The following is a 23,347-nucleotide window of genomic DNA, read 5'->3' as shown; positions in this document are numbered from 1 at the left end:
GGGTCGTCCGGCACGGTCGCCGGTCTTCACCCGCGGGGGCGCGCGGAGTTCACGAATCCGTCATGTGTCGAGATGATCGCGGAGGGTAGTAGGCGGGCGAAGCAACACGATCGGGGGGTTCGTGGTGCAGAAACGGTATATCGCCCTTGTCGCCGCACTGCTGCCGCTGCTCGCGGGGTGCGCGGGCGGCGGGCGCCCGGACCCGAGACACGCCGGACGGCACGTGGCGCTGCAGGACCGTCCGTCCGCGACGCACGCCCGGTCACCGAGCCCGGCGCCGCCGCGGCGCATCGACTGCCGCCGGGCGAGGTGCGTCGCGCTGACGTTCGACGACGGGCCCGGCCCGCACACGGCGACGCTGCTCGACACGCTGCGCCGCGCGGGGGCGCGCGCCACGTTCTTCGTGCAGGGGGTCCACGTGCCCGAACATCCGGCCGTCGTCCGGCGGATGGTCGCGGAGGGCCACGAGATCGGCAACCACACGTGGAACCACCGGAACCTCACCGCCCTGTCGCGGGAGGAGATCCGGACGCAGATCGCACGGACGCAGAAGGCGGTGCGGGACGCCGCCGGGGTGACGCCCGCCATGGTGCGCCCCCCGTACGGGGCGATCGACGCGGAGTCGGCCGCGGCCGTCGGGATGCCGCTGATCATGTGGAGCGTCGACACCCGGGACTGGCTCTACCGGGACGCCGCCCGCAGCGCGAAGTCCGGCCTCGACGACAGCGGGAGCGGCGACATCGTGCTGTACCACGACGTCCACGCCTCGACCGTCCGCGCCATGCCGGAGGTCGTCACGGGCCTGCAGCGGCGGGGCTACACGCTCGTCACCGTCTCCGAGCTGTTCAACGGCCGCAGGCTCCGGCCCGGGGAGAAGTACACCGGACTTCCAGTGGAGGCGACGCCCGTCGGCGCGGAACCGCCCCCGCCCGGCTCGCCCGCGGGCCCGGAGGCGGCCCCGCCCGGCTGAGCCGGGACGGCGCGCGGCTCAGGACGTCCGGGGCCGGCGGCGCGGCGGGGGCTGCGGTGGGACGACCTTGGCCGCGACCATCGCGTCCTCGGGGACCTCGACGAGTTCGCCGGTCCTGCGGCGCACCGCGAGCGTCTTGCCGGACCAGGATTCGAGCACGCCGACCACGTCGCTGTACTCTCCCGTTGGCAGACGGCGGCGCAGCGAGATCCGCTGACCCACGTCCGCGTCGCTGATGGACACCACCAGTCGCGCGGCGAAGCGGCCGGGCATGCGGGGACCCCCGTGTCGAATCGGCTGCGCGGTCGTGGCCATACTATTCACAGGCAGCTTGCGGTGAGCCGTGACGTGCGGCGGGGCCGGAGATCCGAGAGGAGTCACTGACGTGACCTACGTCATCGCGCAGCCCTGCGTGGACCTGCTCGACAAGGCATGCATCGAGGAGTGCCCGGTCGACTGCATCTACGAGGGGAAGCGCCAGCTCTACATCCACCCGGACGAGTGCGTCGACTGCGGTGCGTGCGAGCCGGTCTGCCCGGTCGAGGCCATTTACTACGAGGACGACGTTCCCGAACAGTGGAAGGACTTCTACAAGGTCAACGTGGAGTTCTTCGACGACCTCGGCTCCCCGGGGGGCGCCTCCAAGGTCGGCAAGATCGACAAGGACCACCCGATCGTCGCCGCGCTGCCGCCGCAGAGCCAGGACGACTGACGACGTTCGGGAGCGTGCGGCGCACCGCCCGGCCGGGGTCGGGGCGCCGCACGTCCGCATGAGAGCGTCCGTATGAGAGAGGGTGCGCAGGTGTTCACGCTGCCGGACTTCCCGTGGGATCGGCTCGCGCCGTACAAGGAGCGGGCCGCCGCGCATCCCGGCGGCATCGTCGACCTGTCGGTCGGCACGCCCGTGGACCCGACGCCCGAGCCGATCCGGGAGGCGCTGGCGGCCGCCGCCGACGCGCCCGGCTACCCGCAGACGTACGGGACGCCCGCGCTGCGCGAGTCCGTCGCGGGGTGGCTGCGGCGCCGCGCCGGGGTGACGGGCGCGGACCCCGACGCCGTCCTGCCGGTGATCGGCACGAAGGAGCTCGTCGCGTGGCTGCCGACGCTGCTCGGCACCGGGCCCGGCGACACGGTCGTGTTCCCCGAGCTGGCGTACCCGACGTACGACGTGGGCGCGCGGCTGTGCGGCGCGGAGCGCGTCGCGACCGACGGCCTGCTGGCGCTCGGGCCGGTCACGCCGAAGATCGTCTGGGTGAACTCGCCGTCGAACCCGACCGGCAAGGTGCTGCCCGCCGAGCACCTGCGGAAGGTCGTCGCGTGGGCGCGCGGCCGGGGCGCGATCGTCGTCAGCGACGAGTGCTACCTGGAGTTCGGCTGGGACGACGCCAACCCGCCGGTGTCGATCCTGCACCCGGACGTGTGCGACGGCTCCCACGAGGGACTGCTGGCCGTCAATTCGCTGTCGAAGCGCTCGAACCTCGCCGGGTACCGCGCCGGGTTCGTCACCGGCGACCTCGCGCTGGTGAAGCGGCTGCTGGAGGTCCGCAAGCACGCCGGGATGATCGTCCCGGCGCCGGTGCAGGCCGCGATGAAGGTCGCGTTCGACGACGACGCCCACGTGGTGGAGCAGCGCGCCCGGTACGCGCGCCGCCGCGCCGCGCTGCGCGCCGCGTTCGAGGGCCACGGGTTCCGGATCGACCACTCCGAGGCGTCCCTGTACCTGTGGGCGACGCGGGACGAACCGTGCTGGGACACCGTCGCGCACCTGGCGTCGCTCGGGATCAGCGTCGGCCCCGGCGACTTCTACGGGACGGGCGGCGCGCGGCACGTCCGCATCGCGTTCACCGCGACGGACGAGCGCGTAGCGGCGGCCGTCGGGCGGCTCTGATCCGTTCGGCCGCCCCCGTGTCTCCGTGCACATCGTCCGTTGACGGATGAAACCGATTGTTATTTTGTCGCGTCTGATCGCGGTATGGGCCTGTGGCGGCACAATCGGTAGGCTTCCGCAGGTCCCCGTACAGGTGCCGTGGTCGTCGTGAGGGACGGAGGAGCCGTGGGCGAAACCGCGATAGTGATCCTGCTGGCGCTGATCCTGGTCGCCCTGGTGGTGTTGATCATCGTCCTGCTGCGCCGCCGCGCCGGCGCCGCCGGGACGGCGGAGCCGGCGGCCGCGGCCCCGCGCGACCCGCTGGCGGCCGAGGACCAGGCCGGCGGCGACCCCCGGACGATCAAGGCCGGGGACATGATCGAGTACCTGGGCGTCCGCTATTTCGTCCGCGGCTCGCTGCGGATGCGCGAGGGCGGCTACACCTGGGCCGAGCACCTGCTGGACGCCGACCAGCTCGAGGGCGTCAAGGTGTGGGTGTCGGTCGAGGAGGACCCGGACCTCGAGGTCGTCTGGTGGACCGAAACCGAGATGGGCGACATGTCGCCCAGTCAGAAGACGATCACGATCGACGGCGTGGAGTACCGCCGCGAGGAGCACGGCACCGCCGACTACGACAGCGAGGGCACCACCGGCCTCGGCGTGAAGGGCCGCGTCGAGTACGCCGACTACACCGCCCCCAAGGGCCGCTACCTGTCGTTCGAGCAGTACGGCGGCGGTCAGTGGGAGGCGGGGCTCGGCGAGCGCGTGCCCGCCGGGGCGCTGACCATCTACCCCGGCGGCTGACCGTGCTTACCACCCTCGACACCCCCTACGCCGACGCGAGCGCCGACGGCCTGTCGTTCGCGCTCGGCCTGCCCCCGCTCGACGCCCTCGCCGTCCTGCCCGTCCAGCACGGCGACCTGACCGTCCAGCTCCGCCTCCTCGGCGCGTCCCACCAGGTCATCGCCGGCCCGCTGAGCGAAACCGTCGCCTGCCTGGACGGGCCCGCCGAGCCGCTGCCCGGACGCACGAGCACGACCCTGCCCGGATGGGCGTACGAATTCACCGCGACGACCGCCCGCCACGACGACGACGCCGCGTTCGGCCGGGCCGTCGAGGCGGTGTGCGCGCGGCTGGCGGACCGCGGCGACGCCCTGGCCGGGGCCTTCCCCGGCGCGCGGCACGCCGTCACCGCCCTCGCACTGGAGGAGACGGCAGAGGAGACCGGAATGGGCTGGCGGACGTGGCACGCCTATCCGCAGACCCGGGAGATCGTGATGACGCGGAGCCGGCTGGTGAGACCATGAACAGGAAGTACTGGACGATCGGCGCCGTGTCGGTCTCCATCGTCGCGGTGATCGTGCTCGTCTCGGTCCTCAGCCGGGACAAGAACCCCGACAGGTGGATCGCCGACAAGTACAAGCGGGTCTCGAACGACACCTACCGGTCGCCGAAGAAGCCGGCGGACGTCGCCCGCGAGATCCGCAAGGAGCTCAAGCCGATCGACCGCGTCAACGACATGGCGACGCTCGGCAACCGGGGCGGCATCTTCCTGCGCTACCCGAAGCACGTCGTGGCCGTCCTCCCCTTCGGGGCCGGCAGCCGCATCACCGTCGACTCGGCGAGGAGCGGCTACAGCCGCTACCACTCCCACGTCGGCGGGCACTGGAGCACCCCCGGCAGCAACGGCTGGAACAACAGGGGATCCGCGTCGTTCCGCGGCGGCGGGCCCGGGTCGGGCAAGTGAGGAGCTAGGAGCTACCGATGAACGACATCCTGCACGACGGCGGCGCCACCCTCGCCTACGGAGCGCTCGGCCTGGCCCTGATGGTGCTCGGCTACCTGGTCGTCGAGGTGACGACCCCCGGCCGGCTCGGCCACCAGATCTGGACCGAGGGCAACCGGGGCGCGGCGCTGCTGCTCGCCGTCAAACTCCTCGGCGTCGGCGCGATCGTCACCACCGCGATCGTCACCAGCGACAACGACCTCAGCGACGGGCTGCTCGGGACGGCCGTCTACGGCGTCCTCGGCATCATCATCATGATCGTCGCCTTCTACGCGATCGACGTGCTGACCCCCGGCAAGCTCGGCGCGATCCTCGTCGGCGGCGCCACCATCCACCCGGCGGGCTGGGTCGTCGCCGCCGCCGACCTGGCCGTCGCCGCGATCGTGTGCGGGGCGGTCTCCTGACGTCCCGCGATCTCGACGAGGCCGCCCCGACCGCCGACGCGGACGAGGCGGCCCGTCCCGTTTCGCCCGGCGCCGCCGCGGACGCGCCCGGCGGGCGGCCCCGCGTGCCCGCGCGCGTCGCCCGCGCGCTCGTCCTCGCGGCCGTGTTCACGTGCGCCGCCTGCGGCCTCGTCTACGAACTCGCGCTCGTCGCGCTCGGCAGCTACCTGGTCGGCAACTCGGTGACGCAGGCGTCGATCGTCCTGTCGGTCATGGTGTTCGCGATGGGCATCGGGTCGCTGCTGGCCAAGCCGCTGCAGAGCCGTCCCGTCGTGGCGTTCGCCGTCATCGAGGGCGCGCTCGCGCTCGTCGGCGGCCTGTCCGTCATGGGGCTGTACGCGGCGTTCGCTTGGGTCCACGTGTACGAGCCGGTGCTCGTCGTCGTCGCGTTCGCCGTCGGCGCCCTGATCGGCGCGGAGATCCCGCTGCTGATGACCCTCATGCAGCGCATCCGGCGGCAGGACGCGGGCAGCGCCGTCGCCGACCTGTTCGCCGCCGACTACGTCGGCGCGCTCCTCGGCGGGCTCGCGTTCCCGTTCCTGCTCCTCCCGACGTTCGGGCACATCAAGGGCGCGCTGCTGGTCGGCGCCGTCAACGCGGTCGCCGGCGTCGCGGTCGTCCTCTGGCTGTTCCGCGACCGGCTCCGCCGCTGGACCCGCGCGTCCCTGTGGGCCGGCATGGCGGTCGTTCTCGCCGTCCTCGGCGGGACGTACGCGCTCGCGGACCGGTTCGAGATCACCGCCCGGCAGGCCCTCTACAACGACCCGATCGCCGTCGCGGAACGCACGCGCTACCAGGAGATCGTCATCACCCGGAAGGTCGCCGTGTCGGGCAACGCCGACCTGCGGCTCTTCCTGAACGGCGATCTCCAGTTCTCCTCGGTGGACGAGTACCGCTACCACGAGTCGCTCGTCCACCCGGCGCTCGCCGGGACACGCGGCCGCGTCCTCGTCCTCGGCGGCGGTGACGGGCTCGCGCTCCGCGAGGTGCTGCGCTACCCGGACGTCCGCGAGGTGACGCTCGTCGAGCTCGACCCCGCGATGATCCGGCTCGCCCGCACCTACGGCCCCATCGAGAAGCTGAACGGCGGCGCGTTCGAGGACCCGCGCGTCCGGACCGTCGCCGCCGACGCCTTCACCTGGCTCCGCGACGTCCGCGCCGAGTTCGACGCGATCATCGTCGACATGCCCGACCCCGACGACGTCGCGACGGCGAAGCTGTACTCGGTCGAGTTCTACGGGATGGTGAAGCGCGCGCTCGCACCCGGCGGCCGCATGGTCGTCCAGTCCGGATCGCCCTACTTCGCGCCGAACTCGTACTGGTGCATCCGCGCGTCGATCGCCGCCGCCGGATTCGCGACCACCCCGTACCACGTGGACGTCCCGAGCTTCGGCGACTGGGGGTTCGTCCTGGCCGCGCCCACCGCCGGCGCCGCCGCCGGGCCCCCGCCCCTGGAACTCCCGCCGGACGCCCCCGGGCTCCGCTTCCTGGACGGGTCCGTCCTGCGGGCCGCGACGGTGTTCCCGCGGGACCGCGGCCCCCGCGACGTCGAGACGAACACGCTCGTCCATCCCCGCCTCGTCGACTACGAGGACGACGAGTGGAAGCTCTCCTGATCAGCGCTCGGTCGACCGCCGGATCGTCTCGTCCACCGCGCGCCGGAACGACGTCACCAGCGACTGGATGAGCAGCGGCTTGAGCCGTCCCGCCATCTCCATCAGCCGCGCGCGGTCCTCCGGCGCCCGCCCGCCCTCCCGGTAGGGGCGGACGACGCTGTCCTGGAACACCGCCTGCAGCTCGGCCGCCAGCGCCGCCGTGTGCCGGTCGACGGCCTCGTGCGCCGCGACGAGGGTCTCCAGCGGCAGCTCCAGCGCCGCCAGCTCCGCCCCGATGCCCAGCAGGGCCGGACTGACGACGCGCACCTCGTCCGCCGAGACCGGCTCGACGACGCCCAGCGCCTCCAGCCGCTTCAGCGACGCGTCGTCGAGGTGCCGCCCCACCCGGCGGTCCAGCTCGTGACGGCCGAGGGTCTCGGCCTCCTCCGGCGCCCACGGCGACAGGAGGGCCCGTTGCAGCGCGAGGTCCTCCACCGGCGCGTCCAGCGGGATCTTCTCCAGGTGCCTCTCGATCGCCGCCAGCGTCAACCCGAGGGTCTGCAGCTCCCGGACGAGCTCCACCCGCGCCAGGTGCTCCTCCCCGTACAGGCCCGTCCGCCCCCGCAGCCGCGGCGGCGGCAGGAGCCCGCGCCCCGCGTAGAACCGGACCGTCCGCACACTGACCCCCGCCCGCGCGGCCAGCTCGTCAACGGTCAGCTCCATCCCGCCCCCTCCATGTGACACCACCAGTGTTACATTAACCCTGTATCAGCAGGCACTTATCGAGGGAGACCGCCGGATGGCACGGGAGATCTTCACCGAGGAGCACGAGGCGTTCCGCGACATGGTCCGCTCCTTCATCGAGAAGGAGATCGCGCCCCACCACGAGCAGTGGGAGAAGGACGGCGTCGTCTCCCGCGACGTGTGGCTCGCCGCCGGACGGCAGGGCCTCCTCGGCATCGACATGCCCGAGGAGCACGGCGGCGGCGGGAACCCCGACTACCGCTACTACGTGGTCCTCAACGAGGAGTTCGCGAAGGCGGGCGTCCACGGCCCCGGCTTCTCCGTCCACAACGACATCAACGGCGGCTACCTGCGCCAGCTCTGCAACGACGAGCAGCAGGCCCGCTGGTTCCCCGGCTACTGCTCCGGCGAGCTGATCACCGGCATCGCGATGACCGAGCCCGCCGCCGGCTCCGACCTGCAGGGCATCAAGACCACCGCGATCAGGGACGGCGACGAGTACGTCCTGAACGGCTCGAAGACCTTCATCTCCAACGGCATCCTCGCCGACCTGGTCATCGTCGTCGCCAAGACCGACCCGTCCGCCGGCGCCAAGGGCGTCAGCCTCCTCGCCGTCGAGCGCGGCATGGCGGGCTTCGAGCGCGGCCGCAACCTCGACAAGGTCGGCATGCACGCCCAGGACACCGCCGAACTGTTCTTCGACAACGTCCGCGTCCCCGCGAAGAACCTCCTCGGCGAGGAGGGCATGGGCTTCATCTACCTCATGCAGAACCTCGCCCGCGAGCGCCTCTCCATCGGCGTCACCGCGCAGGCCGCCGCCGAAGCCGCGTTCGAGCAGACCCTCGAATACTGCAAGACGCGCGAGGCGTTCGGCCGTCCGATCGGCAAGTTCCAGCACAACCGGTTCACGCTCGCCGAAATGAAGACGGAACTGACCGTCACGCGCTCCTTCACCGACGACTGCATCGTCAAGGAGAGCAAGGGCGAACTGAGCATCGAAGAAGCGGCGATGCTCAAGTACTGGAACACCGAACTGCTCAAGAGCGTCGTCGACCGCTGCGTCCAGCTCCACGGCGGCTACGGCTACATGACCGAGTACCCGATCGCCAAGGCCTACCAGGACGTCCGCATCCAGACCATCTTCGGCGGCACCACGGAGATCATGAAGGAGATCATCGGCCGCTCCCTCATCTGACCCGCCCCCGTCTGAGCGCCCCCGGCCTCGCGCCCGGGGGCGCCTTTCCGCGGGCCGCCCTCTGAGGGTTCCCATGAACTGGAACACGTTCTAGTATTTGCCGATGAGGTTCACCTACGCCGAGGCCATGACCGACCCGTCGCACTACCTCCCGCTCGCGCGGGCGGCCGAGGCGGCCGGGTACACGAGTTTCTCCGTCGCCGACTCGCTCATCTACCCGAAGGAGTCGGACACCTCCTACCCGTACACCGAGACGGGCGACCGGAGCTTCCTCGAGGACAAGGCGTTCATCGAGACGTTCACCCTGATCGCGGCGATGGGCGCGGTGACCGAACGCATCCGCTTCACCCCGTTCGTCCTCAAGCTGCCGGTGCGGCCGCCCGTCCTCGTGGCGAAGCAGGCGATGTCGATCGTCGGGCTGATCGGCGACCGCCTCGGTCTCGGCGTCGGCCTGAGCCCGTGGCCCGAGGACTTCAAGGCCATGGGCGTCCCGTGGGAGCGCCGCGGGAAGCGGATGGACGAGGCCATCGACGTCCTCCGCGGCCTCGCGACGGGGGAGTACTTCGAGTACCACGGCGAGTTCTTCGACATCCCCGCGATCAAGCTCAACCCCGCCCGTCCCGTCCCGATCCTCGTCGGCGGGCACAGCGAGCCCGCGCTGCGCCGCGCGGTCGTGCGCGGCGACGGCTGGATGCACGCGGGCGGCGGCGACGACCTCGACACCCTGCTGACCAGGATCGACGCCATCCGCCGGGCCGAGGGCAAGGCCGACGCCCCCTTCGAGGTCCACGTCATCTCGATGGACGCCTACACGCCCGACGGCGTGAAGCGCCTCGAGGACAAGGGCGTCACCGACGTGATCGTCGGCTTCCGCAACCCCTACCAGAAGGGCCCCGACACCGAGCCCCTCGCCAAGAAGATCGAGCACCTCGAGCGCTTCGCCGAGACCGTCATCGCCAAGGCGGACTGACCATCGACGCCGAAACGAGAACAGGTTACAGTTCGCTCATGGAAGCCGTTACCTGGGACGCCCCGGACGCCGACCACCCCGCCCGCCGCGCCGCCCGCGCGTCCATGGCCGCCGTCATCGCCGGAGGCAAGGAGGAGTGGCTGGCCCTCTTCGCCCCCGACGCCCTCATCGAGGACCCCGTGGGCCCGTCCTTCCTCGACCCGTCCGGCGAGGGCCACCGCGGCCTCGCCGGCATCACGGGCTTCTGGGACAACTTCGTCGCCTCGGTCAGCGAATTCCGCTTCCACATCAAGGACTCGTTCGCCAACGGCCCCTGCTGCGCCAACGTGGCCACCATCACGACGACCATGGGCGACGGCTCCACGATGACGATCGACTGCGTCCTCGTCTACACGGTCGACGACGAGGGGCGCTTCACGTCCCTCCGCGCCCACTGGGAACCCGACCGCGCCCTGGCCACGACCACGAAGCCGGACGCCTGACCCGTCAATGCCCGTGGTGGTGCGCCCCTCGCCGGGGGCGGCGTTCCGCCGCGGAACCAGGTGCCGCACGGGCACGACCACGGGGATCGGCGTGGCGTCCGCGATTCAGCCGCTGGAGCCGTCGATCCTCGGCACCGTCTGGAGCAGCCCCCAGGAGAAGGCCGCGCTGTAGTCACCGTGAGGGCCGGGGATTCCCCACTCGGAGAACGGGTGCCACGAGTCGCCCGGCGTGAGCGGTCCGAAGTGCTCTGACACCTCGTCGAGGGTGAACTCCCAGGGGGTGAGTCCTTCGGGGTGCGCCGGCATGGCCGGCGGCTCGTCCATGGTGCGGACGAACCTCGCGTCCGTCCAAATGCCCAGTTCGTTCGCCGTTACCGTGAACGTGAACGCCCGCCAACTGTCGAAGACGCGCCGGACGACGGTGGTGAAGTGCCCATCGTCCTGAATCGTCTCCGGTGTCGTTCCCTCGCCGAGGATGTCCAGGAGTCGGTCAAGCTGGCCGGGCGCCGGCCTCGTCGCCTCGCTGACCTCGGCCTTCGTCTTTTTCGCTCGCTGGAGAGATACGTTGAGCCGCCGCAGTTCCCGATCGCGCAAACTGTCGTCGCAGGCCATGGTCAGCAGCAGGTAGATCTCAAATTCCTCGGCGCTCAATCTCGCAACCCCGCTGGTTTGCCCTAGCTCCTCTTGTCCAGTGCGACGAAGTCCATGGTGCCTCCTCGAAAAGGACTTCTCCCCTGCGCCCCGTTCAGTCGACGGTGGGGACAACAGAGACGTGAGCTCCATTACGTCGAAACCAATCCTCGAGGTGCGAACCCTCGAGGTCGACGACGCCTTCTCCGTCACGGACGATCAGTGACCCGATGATCGTTCCGGTCATGCCGGTGACCTTGGCATCGACAAAATTCACGTCAGTGAATGCGGTCATCGTTACTGAACACGATCTCAAGTCCGCGCCGCGCATGTCACTCCGCATGAACGAGGCGTTGCCGAAGATGCTGTTCCGCATATCGGCGTCGGTGAACTTTGCTCCGGCGCACTCGACGCGACGTAGGTTGGCGTCCGCCATGCAAGCATTGGAGAAATCAGCTCGGTCGATATGCGCCTTGACGAGGTCGACCGACCGAAGGTTGCCGCGACAGAATCTGGCGTCTTCACAGTGCGCTCCCCACAGAATCACATTTTCCAGGTTCACGTCCGAGAAATTGGAGCCGCTCAACCAGGCTTCGGTGAAGTCGGCCGCCATCAAATCGGCGCCGCGGAAGTCCATGTCCAATGCGTAGAGGGGTGAGCCCGGGTGCTCGATCCATCCCCGCAACACAGTAGACGCTTCCGAAGAAGGTGGCCACACGTGTGGCTTCCAAGGCCCCTCAGGGGTACCAAATGATTCGGTCACCCCACCCCTCCTCTTCGATGATGCGCTTCATGTCGTCGATGGCCCGCTGGTCGGCGTTCCTGGTGTCGAGGATAACATTCCTATGTCTGGAGAACTGACGAAGTATCATCTCTCGGAACTTTTCCTCATTGTATCCGTCTCGATAGGGCTTGGAGCGTATATGCTCCGGTACCCCCGGAGGCCAGTCGGAGTGGATGCCCTTGATGTCCCAGTGAACGCCTTTGTCTATGAAATCCCCTTGGTCTGGACCGTCGGGCCTAGAGTGTCCATCGTCAAATATGCCCCGCTGGGCGAGGTCAAGAGCTACCCTGGCCTCATCCTCCGAACCTTTTCTCACCTTGAAGCTGTGGTCCGGGTCCTTTTTGGTCTCGACATATTTATCCGGGTGTCGTCTCTGGAGACCTTTTAGGTGATTTTCAAGATCTTGTAGTTCTGTCGGCGACAGTGCGGGGTGAGGTTCATTGGGGGAGGCAGGTCTGCGTGGTAGCACCGGATGAGGCGACTGCGGACCAGAGGAAGGGGCGTCTTGGCCTGAGGAAGACGAGTCCGGTGCTTTTTGGGCCGGGTCCGGTCGCTGTGGCTCGGCTTCCGGGGTTGGAGATTGTTTCGTCTCCGCCCGCTTCTGGTGGGCGCGCTGTACGACTTTTCGGATTTTAGCAACAATGCCCGAAGTGGAGCCGGTGCCGCCGGTGAGAGCGAACATGACGGCGTTCGGAACGGCCTCGCCATAGGCCCGGACCGGATCCTCTTTCCATCCTTCCCAGTTCACAACGGCTTTGGCGAACTCGGTGGGATTCTGGACGCCGTAGTAGATGCCCGCAGCCTGGCCGACCGGGCCGTGCTCCAGCCAACTCTCCTGGTCGATGCCCATATAGAGTGGCATCGTAATCGGGTTGCCGGCGAGGGCGGTGAGGCCTATATCCTTCGTGCCTTCCCATACACCGGCAAGATAGCGGCCGGTGTACATGTTCCAGGTGTCGTCGAATGCCTCGCCGAGGACATCCGTAAGGCCCCTCTTTTCGGTAAGTGCCAACTGGGCGCCGGTGACGGCCGCATGGACAAGTCGCTGCCTCTCGCTCTTGAGCAGCTCATCCCTGCGCCTCTCGATGTCGGTGCGTTGCGCGGCCACGCGGTCGGCCGCGCGGGAGATCGTCCGCGACGTTGTGGCACTGAGGCCGAGACCGCTGAGGACGCGGGACAGTGCATCAGAGGCGTCCCGCCACGAACGGGCGGCACGGAGCAGCTCCCCCGCAAGTCGGTTGAGCGCCGCGGGCGAGCCGCTCCGCACATTGGAGGCGGCGCGGGGGGCGGCCGCCGGTGCGCCGGGGATGTACGGCGCCTGGACGCGAGGGAGTATCCCGCCTTCGTCCGCGATGCGCTGTACCGCGTCGAAGGCGGCGTAGAGGGACGACCGCACCTCGTGGTGTGCGGCCGCGAGCGTCTTGTGGAGGCGGTCGCCGCCCGGGCCGACGAGGGCGCCGTTCTGCAGTAGCGCGAAGGCTTCTTTGAGCGCGGGGCCGTGTTCCTCCGCGAGGCGCCGGACGTGCTGGAGTTGGGCGGCGGCTTGCGGCGCCCGCGTCATCGGGCCGTCCCCTCAGCCACGCAAGGCAAGGTGTGCATGCTCGGGCGATCCGAGTATTCGGGTGGCCTTGCGGGGAGAGACCACGGGGCTGGTGCGGTCAGCGGGTGGCGGCCTCGATGTTCTGCTGGGAGCGCTTGATGTCCTGGCTGCCCTGCTCCAGGGCGATGGCCATCTTGTCGAAGGCGGTCTTTGCCTCGGCCCAGGCGGCGCGGAACCGGTCGGCGCCGGGTCCCCACCAGACGGCGCTGGAACTGACCGTGCGGCCGTTGAGGTCTCTGATCAGGGCGTCGAGGTTCCGGCCGTGCTTGGCGAAGATCCGGGACAGTTCCTCGAGTTCGCCGATGTTGGCGCCGCGCTTGTCACCGCTCATCACTGTGGCCTTCCGCCGCATGGTTCGGGGAGTTCGTGGCGAGCGTAGACGGATGTGGTGGGTGTTGGTCAAGAACTTTGTCGGGGCTTTCGTCAGGTCGGAACGGCCGCTCCGAGTGGGCGGTGCGCGACGGCCGCTGGGACTCCAAGGATCCGGACGACACCGGGCTCGTCGTCCGTCGGATGTTCGGAACGCCGATCGAGGAGATCCGCGCTTACCGGTGGGCGGTGACCGCGTGGCGCTTCGGCATCCGCGTCTAGGCGGGGACGGACAGGGACGTCTCGGTGGGCGGTGCTGCGTTTGGGTGACCACATCAGGCCGTGGTCGGTGTTGTCGGTGGCTGGCCCTTGAGCAGGAAGAACAGGAATCGGTCCCCATCGATGGCCGTTGAAGTTCTCTTGACGAGTATCCAGGTCCCTCGTTGGACTATCAGGGAAGTCGCGCATTCTCGTCCGCCGCTCGGGTGCTGAACATCGATGGCGGACGCGTGGTCAATATCGTCGAGCCCACTCCTTTTCAGCGTCTATTCACCCCCTTGGGGGAAGGTGTGGTGAGTCAGCGGATTCGGCAGGCGGAGCACAGGGGGCAGGCCGCCCTTGGCGACCTGGGTTTCACGTGGGATGAGATGCGGGTGATCGAGCCGGCGGACCTGGAAGAGGAGGTCGGCTATCTCCTACAAAGGCAGCGGGTACGACCCATCGTTTCTGGTCGCCCTCATGGTGTTCAGCCGGGACGGTCGCGTGGTGCGGCTCGTGGAGATCAGCGAGGTCGACTTCGTCGGTGAGGTGATGAAGAGTCTGTACGGGCGCACGTGGAGCCCGCAGACGCGAATCATCAAGGTGCCCGACGCCCCTGGCGTGACCCTGCGGGACGGGTGAACGGGGCGCCCCGGCCACGGGTGGGTGGCCGGGGCGGGTGGGTTAGAAGTCGGTGGTGATGATCTTGTCGATGTTGCGTTCGGCCAGGGCGGTGATGGTGACGAACGGGTTGACGGTGGTGTTGCCGGGGATGAGCGAGCCGTCGATCGCGTAGAGGCCGGGGTGGCCGTGGAGGCGGCCGTGGTTGTCGGTGGCCTTGCCGAGGACGGCGCCGCCCAGCGGGTGGTACGTGAGGTGGTCGCCCCAGATCTTGTAGGCGCCGAAGAGGTCGGTCCGGTAGATCGTCCCCTCCTTGCGGTTGATCTTGTCGAAGATCGACTTGGCCATGTCGATGCTGGTCTGCTTCCAGGACCTCTGCCAGTTCAGGTCGACCTTGCTCCCGTTCCAGGTGAACTGGGCGCGGTGCGGGGTGTTGGTGATCGACAGGTAGAAGGAGGCGTACGTCTCGATGCCGGTGGGGAGGGGCGCGACCTCGGCGAAGGCGCCGCCGTCGTCCCAGTTGTCGATGCCGACCGTGGGGATGGACGACTGGAGCGAGCCGGTCGGGTCCCACATGTGGTTGGCGCGGCCGCACATGACGTTGCCGTTGTCGCCCCAGCCCTTGCCGACCTCGTTGTTCAGGTTGGGAAGCGCGCCGGTCGCCTTGAGTTTCACGAGGAGCTTGCTGGTGCCGACGCTTCCGGCGGCGAAGAAGACCTTGCCGGCGGTGATGGTCTTGGTGGACGTGACGTTGCCGCTCGTGTCGAGCTGTTCCATGGCGACCGTGTAGCCGCCGGACGCCGGGGTGACCGAGGTGACGCGGTGGAGGGGGGAGATGGTGACGCGGCCGGTCGCGGCGGCCTTGGCGAGGTAGGTCTGCTGGAGCGACTTCTTGCCGTGGTTGTTGCCGTAGAGGATCTCGGCGTCGAGGGCCGATCTGGGAACGTTCCCGAGGTCTTCGGCCTTCATGTAGCCGAAGTCGTAGACGTTCGGGACGTAGACGAAGTCGAAGCCCGAGCGTTCGGCGTGCTTCCGCCCGACGCGCGCGTACTGGTAGCAGTCGGTGGTGTCGAACCAGGCGCGGTCGATCTGGTTGACGCCCAGGCCGGCGTTGGCGCGGGGGTAGTAGACGTCGTACATCTCGTCGGCGTCCACGGACGGCAGGACGGCGCCGAACCGTTCGCGTCTCGGGGTGACGGCCATGCCGCCGTTGACGAGGGAGCCGCCGCCGACGCCGCGGCCCTGGTAGACGGTGATGCCGCTGAACTCCTCGGCGTCCAGGATCCCGGTGTACCTGGGGACGTCCTTGTCGAGGGGGAAGCCGAGGAAGTTGCTGATGGGCTGCTTGGTGCGGGTCCTGAGCCAGTAGGAGCGGTGGTCGGGCGTGCGGGTGTTGGCGAAGATCTTGCCGTCGGAGCCGGGGGTGGTCCAGGACTGCCCCATCTCGACCATGTGCACGGGGACACCGGCCTGGGCGAGGCGGAGCGCGGCGACGGAGCCGCCGTAACCGGTCCCGATGATCAGGACCGGAACGTGCGCTCCGTGGTCGATCGAGGCGGCGGCGGTCCCCGGGCGGGCGAGCAGGCCGAGTCCCACAATGGAACTGGTTCCAGCGATGAATCCGCGGCGCGAGATACCTCGAGAGTTGCTTACGGGCAGCGACGGGTCACTCATGTGAGCTCCCTCACTTTGGGGTGGGTTGGAACAGGTTCTACCTCGGGTCCCGGGGAAAAGCCACAATGTACGCGAGGGTAACTTTTGTTCGATCACTCACCCGGGGTAACCGATTACGGTCAGTTAACCAAATGCTTGCTTGGCAAGCGTGCCGGGCGCTGTTAGCCTCCGCCGTATGATCTCCACGGTCGTCTGGGGCACCGGAAACGTAGGTCGGCTCGCCCTCCGGGCCGTCGAGGCCCATCCCGCGCTCGAGCTCACCGGCGTGATCGTCCACGATCCCGGCAAGGTCGGGCGGGACGCCGGCGACCTCGGCGGCCTCGGGCGCGACCTCGGCGTCGCGGCGACCGACGACGTCGGCGCGGTCCTGGACGCGCGCCCCGCGGCCGTCGTGTACGCGGCGTCCGGCGACGTCCGTCCGGACGACGCGCTCGCCGACATCCTGCGTGCGATCCGGGCCGGCGCGGTGGTCGTCACGCCCGCCCTGTACGCGCTCTACGACCAGCGCAACGCCCCGGACGAGATGCGGGACGCCGTGCTCGCCGCCGTCGCGGAGGGCGGCGGATCCCTGTTCGTCTCCGGCGTCGACCCCGGCTGGGGCAACGACGTCCTGCCGCTGATGGTCAGCGGCCTGGGCGCGCGGGTGGACGTCGTCCGGTGCCAGGAGATCTTCGACTACACCACCTACGACCAGCCCGACGCGGTGCGGTTCCTGGTCGGCATGGGGCAGCCGATGGACTACGAGCCGCCGATGCTGGCGCCGTCCGTCCCGACGATGGTGTGGGGCGGGCAGGTGCGGCTGATCGCGCGGGGGCTCGGCGTGGAGCTCGACGAGGTCCGGGAGACGCTGGAGCGGCGCCCGCTGGACGCCACGGTGACGACGGAGCTGATGGGCGAGTTCGAGAAGGGCACGCAGGGCGCCGTGCGGTTCGAGGTGCAGGGCGTCGTCGGCGGCGAGCCCCGCATCGTGATCGAGCACGTCACCCGCATCCACCCGTCCTGCGCCCCCGACTGGCCCGTGCCGCCGGACGGCGACGGCGCGCACCGGGTGATCATCGAGGGCGATCCGCGCATCGAGGTCACGGTCGAGGCCACCGACGCGAGCGGCAACCGGGCGGCGGGCGGGAACGCCACCGCGGTCGGACGTCTCGTCGGCGCGATCGGCTGGCTCGTCGAGAACGACCCCGGACTGTACGACGCGCTGGACGTCCCGATCCGTCCGGCGACCGGCGTGCTCGGGAGGGCCGCGCGATGAACATCGACATCCCCGAGGGCAGGGACCCGATCGAGTACGTGTGGGGCGAGATGGTGCCCGGCATCGGGCCCGCCGCCGCGAACTTCTCCATGTCCGTGTACGCCCACACGACGCTCGGGCTCCGCGAGTTCGAGGCCGCGCGGCTGCGGATCGCGCAGCTCAACGGCTGCGTCTTCTGCCTCGACTGGCGGACCGAGCGGGACGGCGAGAAGGTCGAGGACGGCTTTCTCGACGCGGTGGCCGAGTGGCGGACGACCGACGCGTTCGACGACCGCACCCGCCTCGCCGCCGAGTACGCCGAGCGGTACGCCCTCGACCACCACGGCCTCGACGACGAGTTCTGGGCCCGCATGACCGCCTGCTACAGCCAGGTGGAGATCGTCGAGCTGAGCATGAGCATCGGCTCCTGGCTGGCGTTCGGCCGGCTGAACCACGTCCTCGGTCTCGACGCCATGTGCATGCTTCCCAAGCGCTGACCCGTCAGCGGCCCGGGCGGGGACGCCTGCGGGATCCGGCGGCGTGTGCGCCCTTCACGGGGTGGCGGCGGTAGTACAGGATCATGAGAACCGGGCTCAGGATGAACGTCCCGCCGGCCGCGACCATCGCGAAACCGGCCGGCGACCGGGCCGGTATCGCCCCGATGACGACGGTCTCGGGGTTCTCGGGGTCGTAGTGGACGACGACGGTCTCGCCCACGGCGGCCTCGCCGCGGTCCCAGAAGGCGTGCCGGGTCCCGTCGGCGGCGGTGAACTCGACCCGGAGTTCGGTGTAGCGGCCGCCGTTCTTGGAGTTCGTCGTCCTCTCCCGGGTGTCCAGGACGGTGCCGGTGGCGGGGCGTCCGCGATCGCGGAGCGTCGAGGCCAGGATGAGGTCGCGGCCGCCGGTGTAGGCCAGTAGGCCGCCCATCAGCACCAGGACCACTGCGAAGACGACGAGCCGGGCCAGGGCGAGGAGACGGTCGTTCACGGTGTCGGCTCCCGGGTGCGGAGGCGGTGTGCCGATCCTAGTCGGCGTCCGGAGTTTCGTCGGCTTCGTCACATGTAGAGGGTTGTGTTTTCCAACTAACTGCGGTTACCGTCGGGTCACCGCGATACGAGGAGGTCGTCATGCGCGATGCGGTGATCGTCGAGGCCGTCCGGACACCGGTCGGGAAGGGCAGGCCGGGCGGGGCGCTGCACGCCGAGCACCCGGTGGACCTGCTGGCCCGGACGCTGCAGGCCCTGGTCGAACGGTCCGGAATCGACCCCGGGACGGTGGACGACGTCGTCGGCGGCGTCGTCACCCAGGTGGGCGAGCAGGCGGTGAACGCGACGCGGACGGCCGTGCTCGCCGCCGGCTTCCCCGAGTCGGTCCCCGCCACGACCGTCGACCGGCAGTGCGGGTCGTCGCAGCAGGCCGCGCACTTCGCCGCGCAGGGGGTGCTCAGCGGCGCGTACGACATCGCGATCGCGTGCGGCGTCGAGTCGATGTCGCGGGTGCCGATGGGATCGAGCGTCCTGCCCGGCACCGACCCGTTCGGCCCCCGGCTCGCCGAACGGTACCCGGACGGGCTCGTCGGGCAGGGGATCAGCGCCGAGCTGATCGCGAGCCGCTGGAAGCTGAGCCGGACGGAGATGGACGAGTTCGCGTACACGTCGCACATGCGGGCCGCCGCCGCGTGGGACGCCGGCGAGTTCGACCGCGAGGTCGCGTGGGCCGGACGGGACGAGACCGTCCGGCCGGGCACGTCCATGCAGGCCCTCGCCGGGCTGAAGCCCGCCTACCACAGCGACGCGCACGCCGAGCGGTTCCCCGAGATCGGCTGGAACGTCACCGCCGGGAACGCCTCGCCGATCAACGACGGGGCCGCCGCGCTGCTGATCACGACCTCCGACACCGCGCGGCGGCTCGGGCTGCGGCCGCGGGCGCGGTTCCACTCGTTCGCGGTCGCCGGCGCCGACCCGCTGCTGATGCTCACCGCCATCGTCCCGGCGACCGAGAAGGTGCTGGCGCGGGCGGGACTGTCGATCGGGGACGTCGACCTGTTCGAGGTCAACGAGGCGTTCGCGTCCGTCGTGCTGGCGTGGGCGCACGAGACGGGCGCCGACCTCGCGGACGTGAACGTGCGGGGCGGCGCCATCGCGATCGGGCACCCGCTCGGGGCGAGCGGCGCGCGGCTGATGACGACGCTCGTCCACGCGATGGAGGACCGGAACGCGAGGTACGGGCTGCAGACGATGTGCGAGGCGGGCGGGCTCGCGAACGCCGTGCTCCTCGAGCGGCTCTGACCGCCGGCGCGCGGGCCGTCCCTATGCTGGGGGACATGGGCAAGGACGCCGACCCCCGCGAATGCTCGGTCGCCGACGCGCTGCAGGTCGTCGGGGAACGCTGGACGCTGCTGGTGATCCGGGAGCTGGTGTACGGGGTGCGGCGGTTCGACGGGATCGCCCGCAACACCGGCGCGGCCCGCGACATCCTCACGACCCGGCTGCGCAAGCTGGAGGACGCGGGCATCGTGCGGCGGGAACCCTACAGCTCCCGCCCGGCGCGGTACGAGTACCACCTGACGGCCAAGGGGCTGGAGCTGGGAGAGGTGCTCGCCGTCCTGATGAAGTGGGGCGACCGGTACCTCAACCCCGACGACCCGCCGGTCCGCTGGATCCACACCTGCGGCGAGCGTCTCGAGACCGAGGTCGTCTGCGCGCACTGCGGGCGTCCCGCGATGGAGGGCGGGCACCCCACCGGCCGGGGCGCCCGCACCGCCTAGCCCGGGCGCTCGTTCCGGGGGGCCCGGACCAGGACGGTCCCCGCCAGGACCACCAGGCCCGACAGCATGAGGACGAACTGGGCCGGGGCCATCCCGAACGGCGTGGCGTCCGCGCCGTCCAGGAGGTCCGCCGCCGCGCCCGACAGCAGCGCGGCCAGCGCCAGGCCGAACCGCAGCGTCGCGTGGAACGCGGTGAGGGCGAGGTTGCGGTCCCCGCCGCCGAGCCGTTCCTGCAGGTAGGTGATGCCGCCGACGAGCGCGCTCGTGGCGCCCGCGCCGAACAGGACCGCGCCGGCGAACGACCAGGCCGGGGACGCGAGCGCGCCCATCAGCGCGATCACCACGCCCTGCACGACCGTCCCGGTCCGGATCTGCGACAGCAGGTTCCACCCCTTGCGGTGGACGAGCAGCAGGCCGATGAGCGCCCCGACGCCGAACAGGACCACGAGCGCGCCGAACCCGACCGCGCCCGCGCCCAGCACGTTCCGGACGAACACCACGCCGAGGGAGAACAGCGCGCCGAGCCCGAGGGCGATGACGGCGACGCCCGGGATGACGCCGCGCACGGTCGGCAGCCTCAGCGCCGCGAAGAACCCGCGCTGCGTCTCGGTCTCCCGCTCCGCCGCCCGCCGCTCGTGCGGGCCGGGCCCGAGGTCGGGGATCGAGCGGACCGCCACGTAGGACGCCAGATACGTCAGCGCGTTGAGCCAGAACACCACGACGTACCGCCAGTGGCCCTCCCAGCCCGCCTGGTTCGACGCCCACAGGATCAGCCCGAACGCGCCCGCGCCCACCGGGATCATCCCGTACGAGGTCGCCATCGTGATGCCGTTCGCGACCTCCAGGACGCTCGTGTCGTGCTCGTCCTCGTCGTCCTCGATGAGGAACGGGACGGCCGCGTCCCTGGCCGGCAGGAAGATCAGCCCGACGACCTCGATGAGGAACGCCCAGAAGTACACCCACCACAGGAACGGCAGCAGCGGCAGCGTCAGCGCCATCCCGGCCCTGATCAGGTCGGACGTCATCATCACGCTGCGCCGCCGCCACCGGGTCACCACCCGGGCGGCGAGCGGCGCGCCCAGCGCGGACGGCAGCAGCCGCAGCACCAGCACGCCGCCGACGGCCGTCGTGGAGCCGGAGATCTCCAGCACGAAGTACATCAGCGCGAGGGTGCCCATCCAGTCGCCGAACGACGAGATGGCCTGGCCGACGATGAGCCGCCGGAAGTCCCGGCGGTTCAGCCGATCCTTGAGTCCCATGCGGGCTCCGTCCCCGGTCGGTGCGGTTCCCGCTCGTCGTGCGCGCCGAGGGGGGAGCCGCGGAGCAGGGCGGCGAGACGGTCGGCGGCGCCGTCCCAGCTCCATTCCGCGCACGTCCAGCGGCGTCCGGCGGCGCCCAGCGCGCGGGCGCGGCCGGGGTCGGCCAGCAGCCGGTGCAGCGCGAGGGCCAGCTCGTCCGGGCCGCGGGACGCGTCGACGAGCACGCCGGTCCGCCCGTCCACGAGCGATTCGGGGCTGCCCCCGGACCGGCCGACGACCACCGGGAGCCCGGACGCGGACGCCTCGAGCGTCGACAGCCCGAGCCCCTCGGTCTGCAGCCCGCGGCGGTCGTCCCGGCAGGGCAGCGCGAACACGTCGGCGGCCGCGTAGTACAGCGGCAGGTCGTCGGCGGACACCGGTCCCGTCACGGTGACGGACCCGGGCGCGGTGCGGTCGCCCAGCTCGGTGAGGCGGCGCAGCATCGGGCCGTCCCCGACGATGACGAGCCGCGCGTCCGGCCGCCGCCGCACGACGTCCGCCCACGCCCGGATCAGCGTGTCGTGGCCCTTGCGGCGGACGAGCCGCGCGACGCTGAGCACCACGGGACCGGTCCCGAGCGCGTGCCGCCGCCGGATCGCCGTCCCGTCCAGGCCGGGCCGGAACCGGCCGGTGTCGACGGCCCCCGCGAGCCGCACGAGCCGGGTGCGGCCGCCGAGCGCGTCCTCCAGTTCGGGCAGCGTGGACGCGCACAGGTGCGTGAGCGCGTCGAACGACCCGGCCGCCGCGCGCAGCGCCGCCCGCGTCGGCGCCGCCCGGAACCAGCCGAGCTCCTGCCCGTGCGTCGACCCGACGAGCCGCCCGACCCCCGCCGCCCGGACGAACGGCGCGTACATCGCGAACGGGGCGGCGGCGGTGATCCACCCGGCGTCGATCCGGTGCCGCGCGACGAGCCGCCGCAGCCCGCGGAACAGCAGGTAACCGCGCCGCCGGACGACCGGGAACGGCAGGCCCGCGTCGAACTCCGCGGCCCCCGCCCACGCGGGCGCCACCACGAGCAGCCGGTCGGCGGGCAGCCGCCGCACCAGCTCCCACGTGAACGTCTGCACCCCGCCCGGTTCCGGGGGGAAATGCCCGGTCAGCACCAGGGTCCGCGGGATCTCCATGCCGGAACGCTTCCCCCGCAGCCGCCCGCCATGCACGCCCCGCACGGACTCGGCGACCGAGCGTCGCCGCCGGTGCGGGCGCGTCCGGTCAGCGGATGATCACCTTGTCCTTCGGGGCGTCCGGGTCCGGCTTCCAGCCGTCGTGGCCCGTCTCCGCCCGCCACACGCGGCCCGCGTGCCGCACCTCGGTCAGCCCGTACATCTGCGCGTGCGTCACCGCCCACGACGCGACGGCCCAGCCGATCCGCTCGCCGGACACCGCCAGCGCCGTCCACGGCTCCGCACCCCCGCGGGACGCCTTCAGGCCGCCGCCGAACGCCCGCCGCATCTCCCGCACGGCCTCGTCCCGGCGCGGCTCGGTCCGCTCGCCCGGCGGGAACCAGCACCGCGCGGTCGCGGGCTCCTTCCCCGTGAACGCCGCCGCCAGGAGCTCGCCCTCCGGCTCGTGCTGCTGGTACAGGCTGCCGTCCGCGCTGCGCTGCACCTCCTGCGCGGCGATGTGCAGGTCCTTGTCGAGGTAGTCCTTCACCTTGACGAGCCCGTCGTAGAACTTGCTCGTCGACACCACCGGGTCGCGGAGCTGCTCCGGCGTGCCCCAGCCCTGCGACGGGCGCTGCTGGAACATGCCGACCGAGTCGCGGTCGCCGCCCGCCAGGTTCCGCAGGTGCGACTCCTGGATCGCGGTCGCGTACGCGATCACCACGGCGCGTTCCGGGAGCTCCTTGCGGAACGCCACCGCCGCGATCGTGGCCGAGTTCGCGCCCTGCTCCAGGCTCAGCGACATCTTCCCCGCGGTCGTGCTCACTTCGCAGCCCGTCCCGTGCAGGTACGGACGCGTCCACTGGTACGTCACGTACGCGCCGCCGCCGAGCACGACGAGGAGGACGGACGTGATGACGGCCCAGCGCCGGCGGCGCCGCGGCACGCCGCCCGGTCCCTCCGCGGGACGCGACTTCGACCTCGCCCATACAGCCACGCGAAGACCGTACCGGCAAC

At 70.7% G+C, this 23,347-nt stretch carries 28 protein-coding genes; 17 read left to right on the top strand and 11 right to left on the bottom strand.

The window, feature by feature from the left end; translation table 11 throughout:
- Window positions 1–124: 124 nt before the first annotated feature.
- Entirely contained in the window at window positions 125–970 is an 846-nt protein-coding gene (locus ACFQ11_RS09960) for a polysaccharide deacetylase family protein (RefSeq protein ID WP_378297713.1), read from the top strand.
- 18 nt (window positions 971–988) lie between these two features.
- Here ACFQ11_RS09960 and ACFQ11_RS09955 read toward each other — a convergent pair whose 3' ends face one another.
- Window positions 989–1,243: a putative acetyltransferase gene (locus ACFQ11_RS09955; RefSeq protein ID WP_378297712.1), complete on the bottom strand. Its 255-nt coding sequence runs from the start codon at window positions 1,241–1,243 to the stop codon at window positions 989–991.
- A 112-nt stretch (window positions 1,244–1,355) separates the two neighbouring features.
- Here ACFQ11_RS09955 and fdxA point away from each other — a divergent pair, with 112 nt between their 5' ends.
- The 7 genes from fdxA to ACFQ11_RS09920 all read left to right on the top strand — a co-directional run bounded on the left by fdxA (window position 1,356) and on the right by ACFQ11_RS09920 (window position 6,682).
- A complete protein-coding gene (fdxA, locus tag ACFQ11_RS09950) occupies window positions 1,356–1,682 on the top strand; it encodes a ferredoxin (RefSeq protein WP_131759039.1) in 327 nt (108 codons plus the stop codon).
- Window positions 1,683–1,754: 72 nt separating this feature from the next.
- On the top strand, window positions 1,755–2,858 hold the full coding sequence (gene dapC, locus ACFQ11_RS09945; RefSeq protein WP_378297711.1) for a succinyldiaminopimelate transaminase: 1,104 nt from the start codon (window positions 1,755–1,757) through the stop codon (window positions 2,856–2,858).
- Between the two features lie 165 nt (window positions 2,859–3,023).
- Entirely contained in the window at window positions 3,024–3,641 is a 618-nt protein-coding gene (locus tag ACFQ11_RS09940) for a DUF4178 domain-containing protein (protein ID WP_378297710.1), read from the top strand.
- A gap of 2 nt (window positions 3,642–3,643) precedes the next feature.
- Window positions 3,644–4,144, top strand: a complete 501-nt coding sequence (locus ACFQ11_RS09935) for a DUF2617 family protein (protein ID WP_378297709.1) — start codon at window positions 3,644–3,646, stop codon at window positions 4,142–4,144.
- Window positions 4,141–4,584 (top strand): DUF4247 domain-containing protein, encoded by a 444-nt coding sequence (locus tag ACFQ11_RS09930; RefSeq protein ID WP_378297708.1) that lies wholly within the window; start codon window positions 4,141–4,143, stop codon window positions 4,582–4,584. Before ACFQ11_RS09935 ends, ACFQ11_RS09930 begins: the two co-directional genes overlap by 4 nt.
- 17 nt (window positions 4,585–4,601) lie before the next feature.
- The gene (locus tag ACFQ11_RS09925; protein ID WP_378297707.1) at window positions 4,602–5,027 is read left to right on the top strand and encodes a DUF350 domain-containing protein; all 426 of its coding nucleotides are present in this window, start codon (window positions 4,602–4,604) and stop codon (window positions 5,025–5,027) included.
- Window positions 5,028–5,131: 104 nt separating this feature from the next.
- Window positions 5,132–6,682 (top strand): polyamine aminopropyltransferase, encoded by a 1,551-nt coding sequence (locus ACFQ11_RS09920; RefSeq protein ID WP_378297779.1) that lies wholly within the window; start codon window positions 5,132–5,134, stop codon window positions 6,680–6,682.
- Here ACFQ11_RS09920 and ACFQ11_RS09915 read toward each other — a convergent pair whose 3' ends face one another.
- A complete protein-coding gene (locus ACFQ11_RS09915) occupies window positions 6,683–7,384 on the bottom strand; it encodes a MerR family transcriptional regulator (RefSeq protein WP_378297706.1) in 702 nt (233 codons plus the stop codon).
- A 76-nt stretch (window positions 7,385–7,460) separates the two neighbouring features.
- On the opposite strand from ACFQ11_RS09915, the gene ACFQ11_RS09910 reads away from it, so the two are divergent.
- The 3 genes from ACFQ11_RS09910 to ACFQ11_RS09900 all read left to right on the top strand — a co-directional run bounded on the left by ACFQ11_RS09910 (window position 7,461) and on the right by ACFQ11_RS09900 (window position 10,052).
- Window positions 7,461–8,600, top strand: coding sequence for an acyl-CoA dehydrogenase family protein (locus ACFQ11_RS09910; RefSeq protein ID WP_378297705.1), 1,140 nt, complete (start codon window positions 7,461–7,463; stop codon window positions 8,598–8,600).
- Between the two features lie 103 nt (window positions 8,601–8,703).
- Window positions 8,704–9,570, top strand: a complete 867-nt coding sequence (locus tag ACFQ11_RS09905) for a TIGR03619 family F420-dependent LLM class oxidoreductase (RefSeq protein WP_378297704.1) — start codon at window positions 8,704–8,706, stop codon at window positions 9,568–9,570.
- A gap of 38 nt (window positions 9,571–9,608) precedes the next feature.
- Window positions 9,609–10,052 carry a nuclear transport factor 2 family protein gene (locus ACFQ11_RS09900; RefSeq protein WP_378297703.1) on the top strand — a complete coding sequence of 148 codons (444 nt, stop codon included), beginning with the start codon at window positions 9,609–9,611 and terminating at the stop codon, window positions 10,050–10,052.
- Between the two features lie 105 nt (window positions 10,053–10,157).
- On the opposite strand, the gene ACFQ11_RS09895 is transcribed toward ACFQ11_RS09900, so the two are convergent.
- From ACFQ11_RS09895 to ACFQ11_RS09880, 4 genes are all read right to left on the bottom strand, one after another.
- Window positions 10,158–10,703 carry a hypothetical protein gene (locus ACFQ11_RS09895; protein ID WP_378297702.1) on the bottom strand — a complete coding sequence of 182 codons (546 nt, stop codon included), beginning with the start codon at window positions 10,701–10,703 and terminating at the stop codon, window positions 10,158–10,160.
- 94 nt (window positions 10,704–10,797) lie between these two features.
- Window positions 10,798–11,319 (bottom strand): pentapeptide repeat-containing protein, encoded by a 522-nt coding sequence (locus ACFQ11_RS09890; protein WP_378297701.1) that lies wholly within the window; start codon window positions 11,317–11,319, stop codon window positions 10,798–10,800.
- A gap of 100 nt (window positions 11,320–11,419) precedes the next feature.
- The gene (locus tag ACFQ11_RS09885; protein WP_378297700.1) at window positions 11,420–13,027 is read right to left on the bottom strand and encodes a hypothetical protein; all 1,608 of its coding nucleotides are present in this window, start codon (window positions 13,025–13,027) and stop codon (window positions 11,420–11,422) included.
- Between the two features lie 97 nt (window positions 13,028–13,124).
- Entirely contained in the window at window positions 13,125–13,397 is a 273-nt protein-coding gene (locus tag ACFQ11_RS09880; protein ID WP_026402572.1) for a WXG100 family type VII secretion target, read from the bottom strand.
- A gap of 122 nt (window positions 13,398–13,519) precedes the next feature.
- Between ACFQ11_RS09880 and ACFQ11_RS09875 the strand changes: the two genes are divergently transcribed.
- A complete protein-coding gene (locus ACFQ11_RS09875) occupies window positions 13,520–13,657 on the top strand; it encodes a hypothetical protein (RefSeq protein WP_378297699.1) in 138 nt (45 codons plus the stop codon).
- 456 nt (window positions 13,658–14,113) lie between these two features.
- On the top strand, window positions 14,114–14,275 hold the full coding sequence (locus ACFQ11_RS09870) for a hypothetical protein (RefSeq protein ID WP_378297698.1): 162 nt from the start codon (window positions 14,114–14,116) through the stop codon (window positions 14,273–14,275).
- A gap of 42 nt (window positions 14,276–14,317) precedes the next feature.
- Here the strand turns inward: ACFQ11_RS09870 and ACFQ11_RS09865 are convergent, their stop codons facing one another.
- On the bottom strand, window positions 14,318–15,850 hold the full coding sequence (locus ACFQ11_RS09865) for a GMC oxidoreductase (protein WP_378297697.1): 1,533 nt from the start codon (window positions 15,848–15,850) through the stop codon (window positions 14,318–14,320).
- Between the two features lie 253 nt (window positions 15,851–16,103).
- On the opposite strand from ACFQ11_RS09865, the gene ACFQ11_RS09860 reads away from it, so the two are divergent.
- Together ACFQ11_RS09860 and ACFQ11_RS09855 are read left to right on the top strand one after the other, a co-directional pair.
- On the top strand, window positions 16,104–17,183 hold the full coding sequence (locus tag ACFQ11_RS09860) for an NAD(P)H-dependent amine dehydrogenase family protein (RefSeq protein WP_378297696.1): 1,080 nt from the start codon (window positions 16,104–16,106) through the stop codon (window positions 17,181–17,183).
- The gene (locus tag ACFQ11_RS09855; RefSeq protein ID WP_378297695.1) at window positions 17,180–17,659 is read left to right on the top strand and encodes a carboxymuconolactone decarboxylase family protein; all 480 of its coding nucleotides are present in this window, start codon (window positions 17,180–17,182) and stop codon (window positions 17,657–17,659) included. The genes ACFQ11_RS09860 and ACFQ11_RS09855 overlap by 4 nt, the downstream gene beginning before the upstream one ends.
- Window positions 17,660–17,663: 4 nt before the next feature.
- On the opposite strand, the gene ACFQ11_RS09850 is transcribed toward ACFQ11_RS09855, so the two are convergent.
- Window positions 17,664–18,149 carry a DUF3592 domain-containing protein gene (locus ACFQ11_RS09850; protein ID WP_378297694.1) on the bottom strand — a complete coding sequence of 162 codons (486 nt, stop codon included), beginning with the start codon at window positions 18,147–18,149 and terminating at the stop codon, window positions 17,664–17,666.
- A gap of 140 nt (window positions 18,150–18,289) precedes the next feature.
- Between ACFQ11_RS09850 and ACFQ11_RS09845 the strand changes: the two genes are divergently transcribed.
- The gene (locus ACFQ11_RS09845; RefSeq protein WP_378297693.1) at window positions 18,290–19,450 is read left to right on the top strand and encodes a thiolase family protein; all 1,161 of its coding nucleotides are present in this window, start codon (window positions 18,290–18,292) and stop codon (window positions 19,448–19,450) included.
- A gap of 35 nt (window positions 19,451–19,485) precedes the next feature.
- Complete coding sequence (locus ACFQ11_RS09840; protein WP_378297692.1) at window positions 19,486–19,929, top strand: winged helix-turn-helix transcriptional regulator; 444 nt, start codon at window positions 19,486–19,488, stop codon at window positions 19,927–19,929.
- Here ACFQ11_RS09840 and ACFQ11_RS09835 read toward each other — a convergent pair.
- The 3 genes from ACFQ11_RS09835 to ACFQ11_RS09825 all read right to left on the bottom strand — a co-directional run bounded on the left by ACFQ11_RS09835 (window position 19,926) and on the right by ACFQ11_RS09825 (window position 23,327).
- Window positions 19,926–21,188, bottom strand: a complete 1,263-nt coding sequence (locus ACFQ11_RS09835; RefSeq protein WP_378297691.1) for an MFS transporter — start codon at window positions 21,186–21,188, stop codon at window positions 19,926–19,928. The two genes, ACFQ11_RS09840 and ACFQ11_RS09835, sit on opposite strands and share 4 nt — an antisense overlap.
- On the bottom strand, window positions 21,167–22,351 hold the full coding sequence (locus tag ACFQ11_RS09830) for a glycosyltransferase family 4 protein (protein ID WP_378297690.1): 1,185 nt from the start codon (window positions 22,349–22,351) through the stop codon (window positions 21,167–21,169). The genes ACFQ11_RS09835 and ACFQ11_RS09830 overlap by 22 nt, the downstream gene beginning before the upstream one ends.
- Before the next feature lie 88 nt (window positions 22,352–22,439).
- A complete protein-coding gene (locus ACFQ11_RS09825; protein WP_378297689.1) occupies window positions 22,440–23,327 on the bottom strand; it encodes a hypothetical protein in 888 nt (295 codons plus the stop codon).
- Window positions 23,328–23,347: the final 20 nt, after the last annotated feature.

Origin of the sequence: Actinomadura sediminis (assembly GCF_042675525.1) — a bacterium.
GTDB classification, from domain to species: domain Bacteria; phylum Actinomycetota; class Actinomycetes; order Streptosporangiales; family Streptosporangiaceae; genus Spirillospora; species Spirillospora sediminis.
Note: the sequence above shows the minus strand (reverse complement) of the source record. Positions and strands in the feature narration are given on the sequence as shown.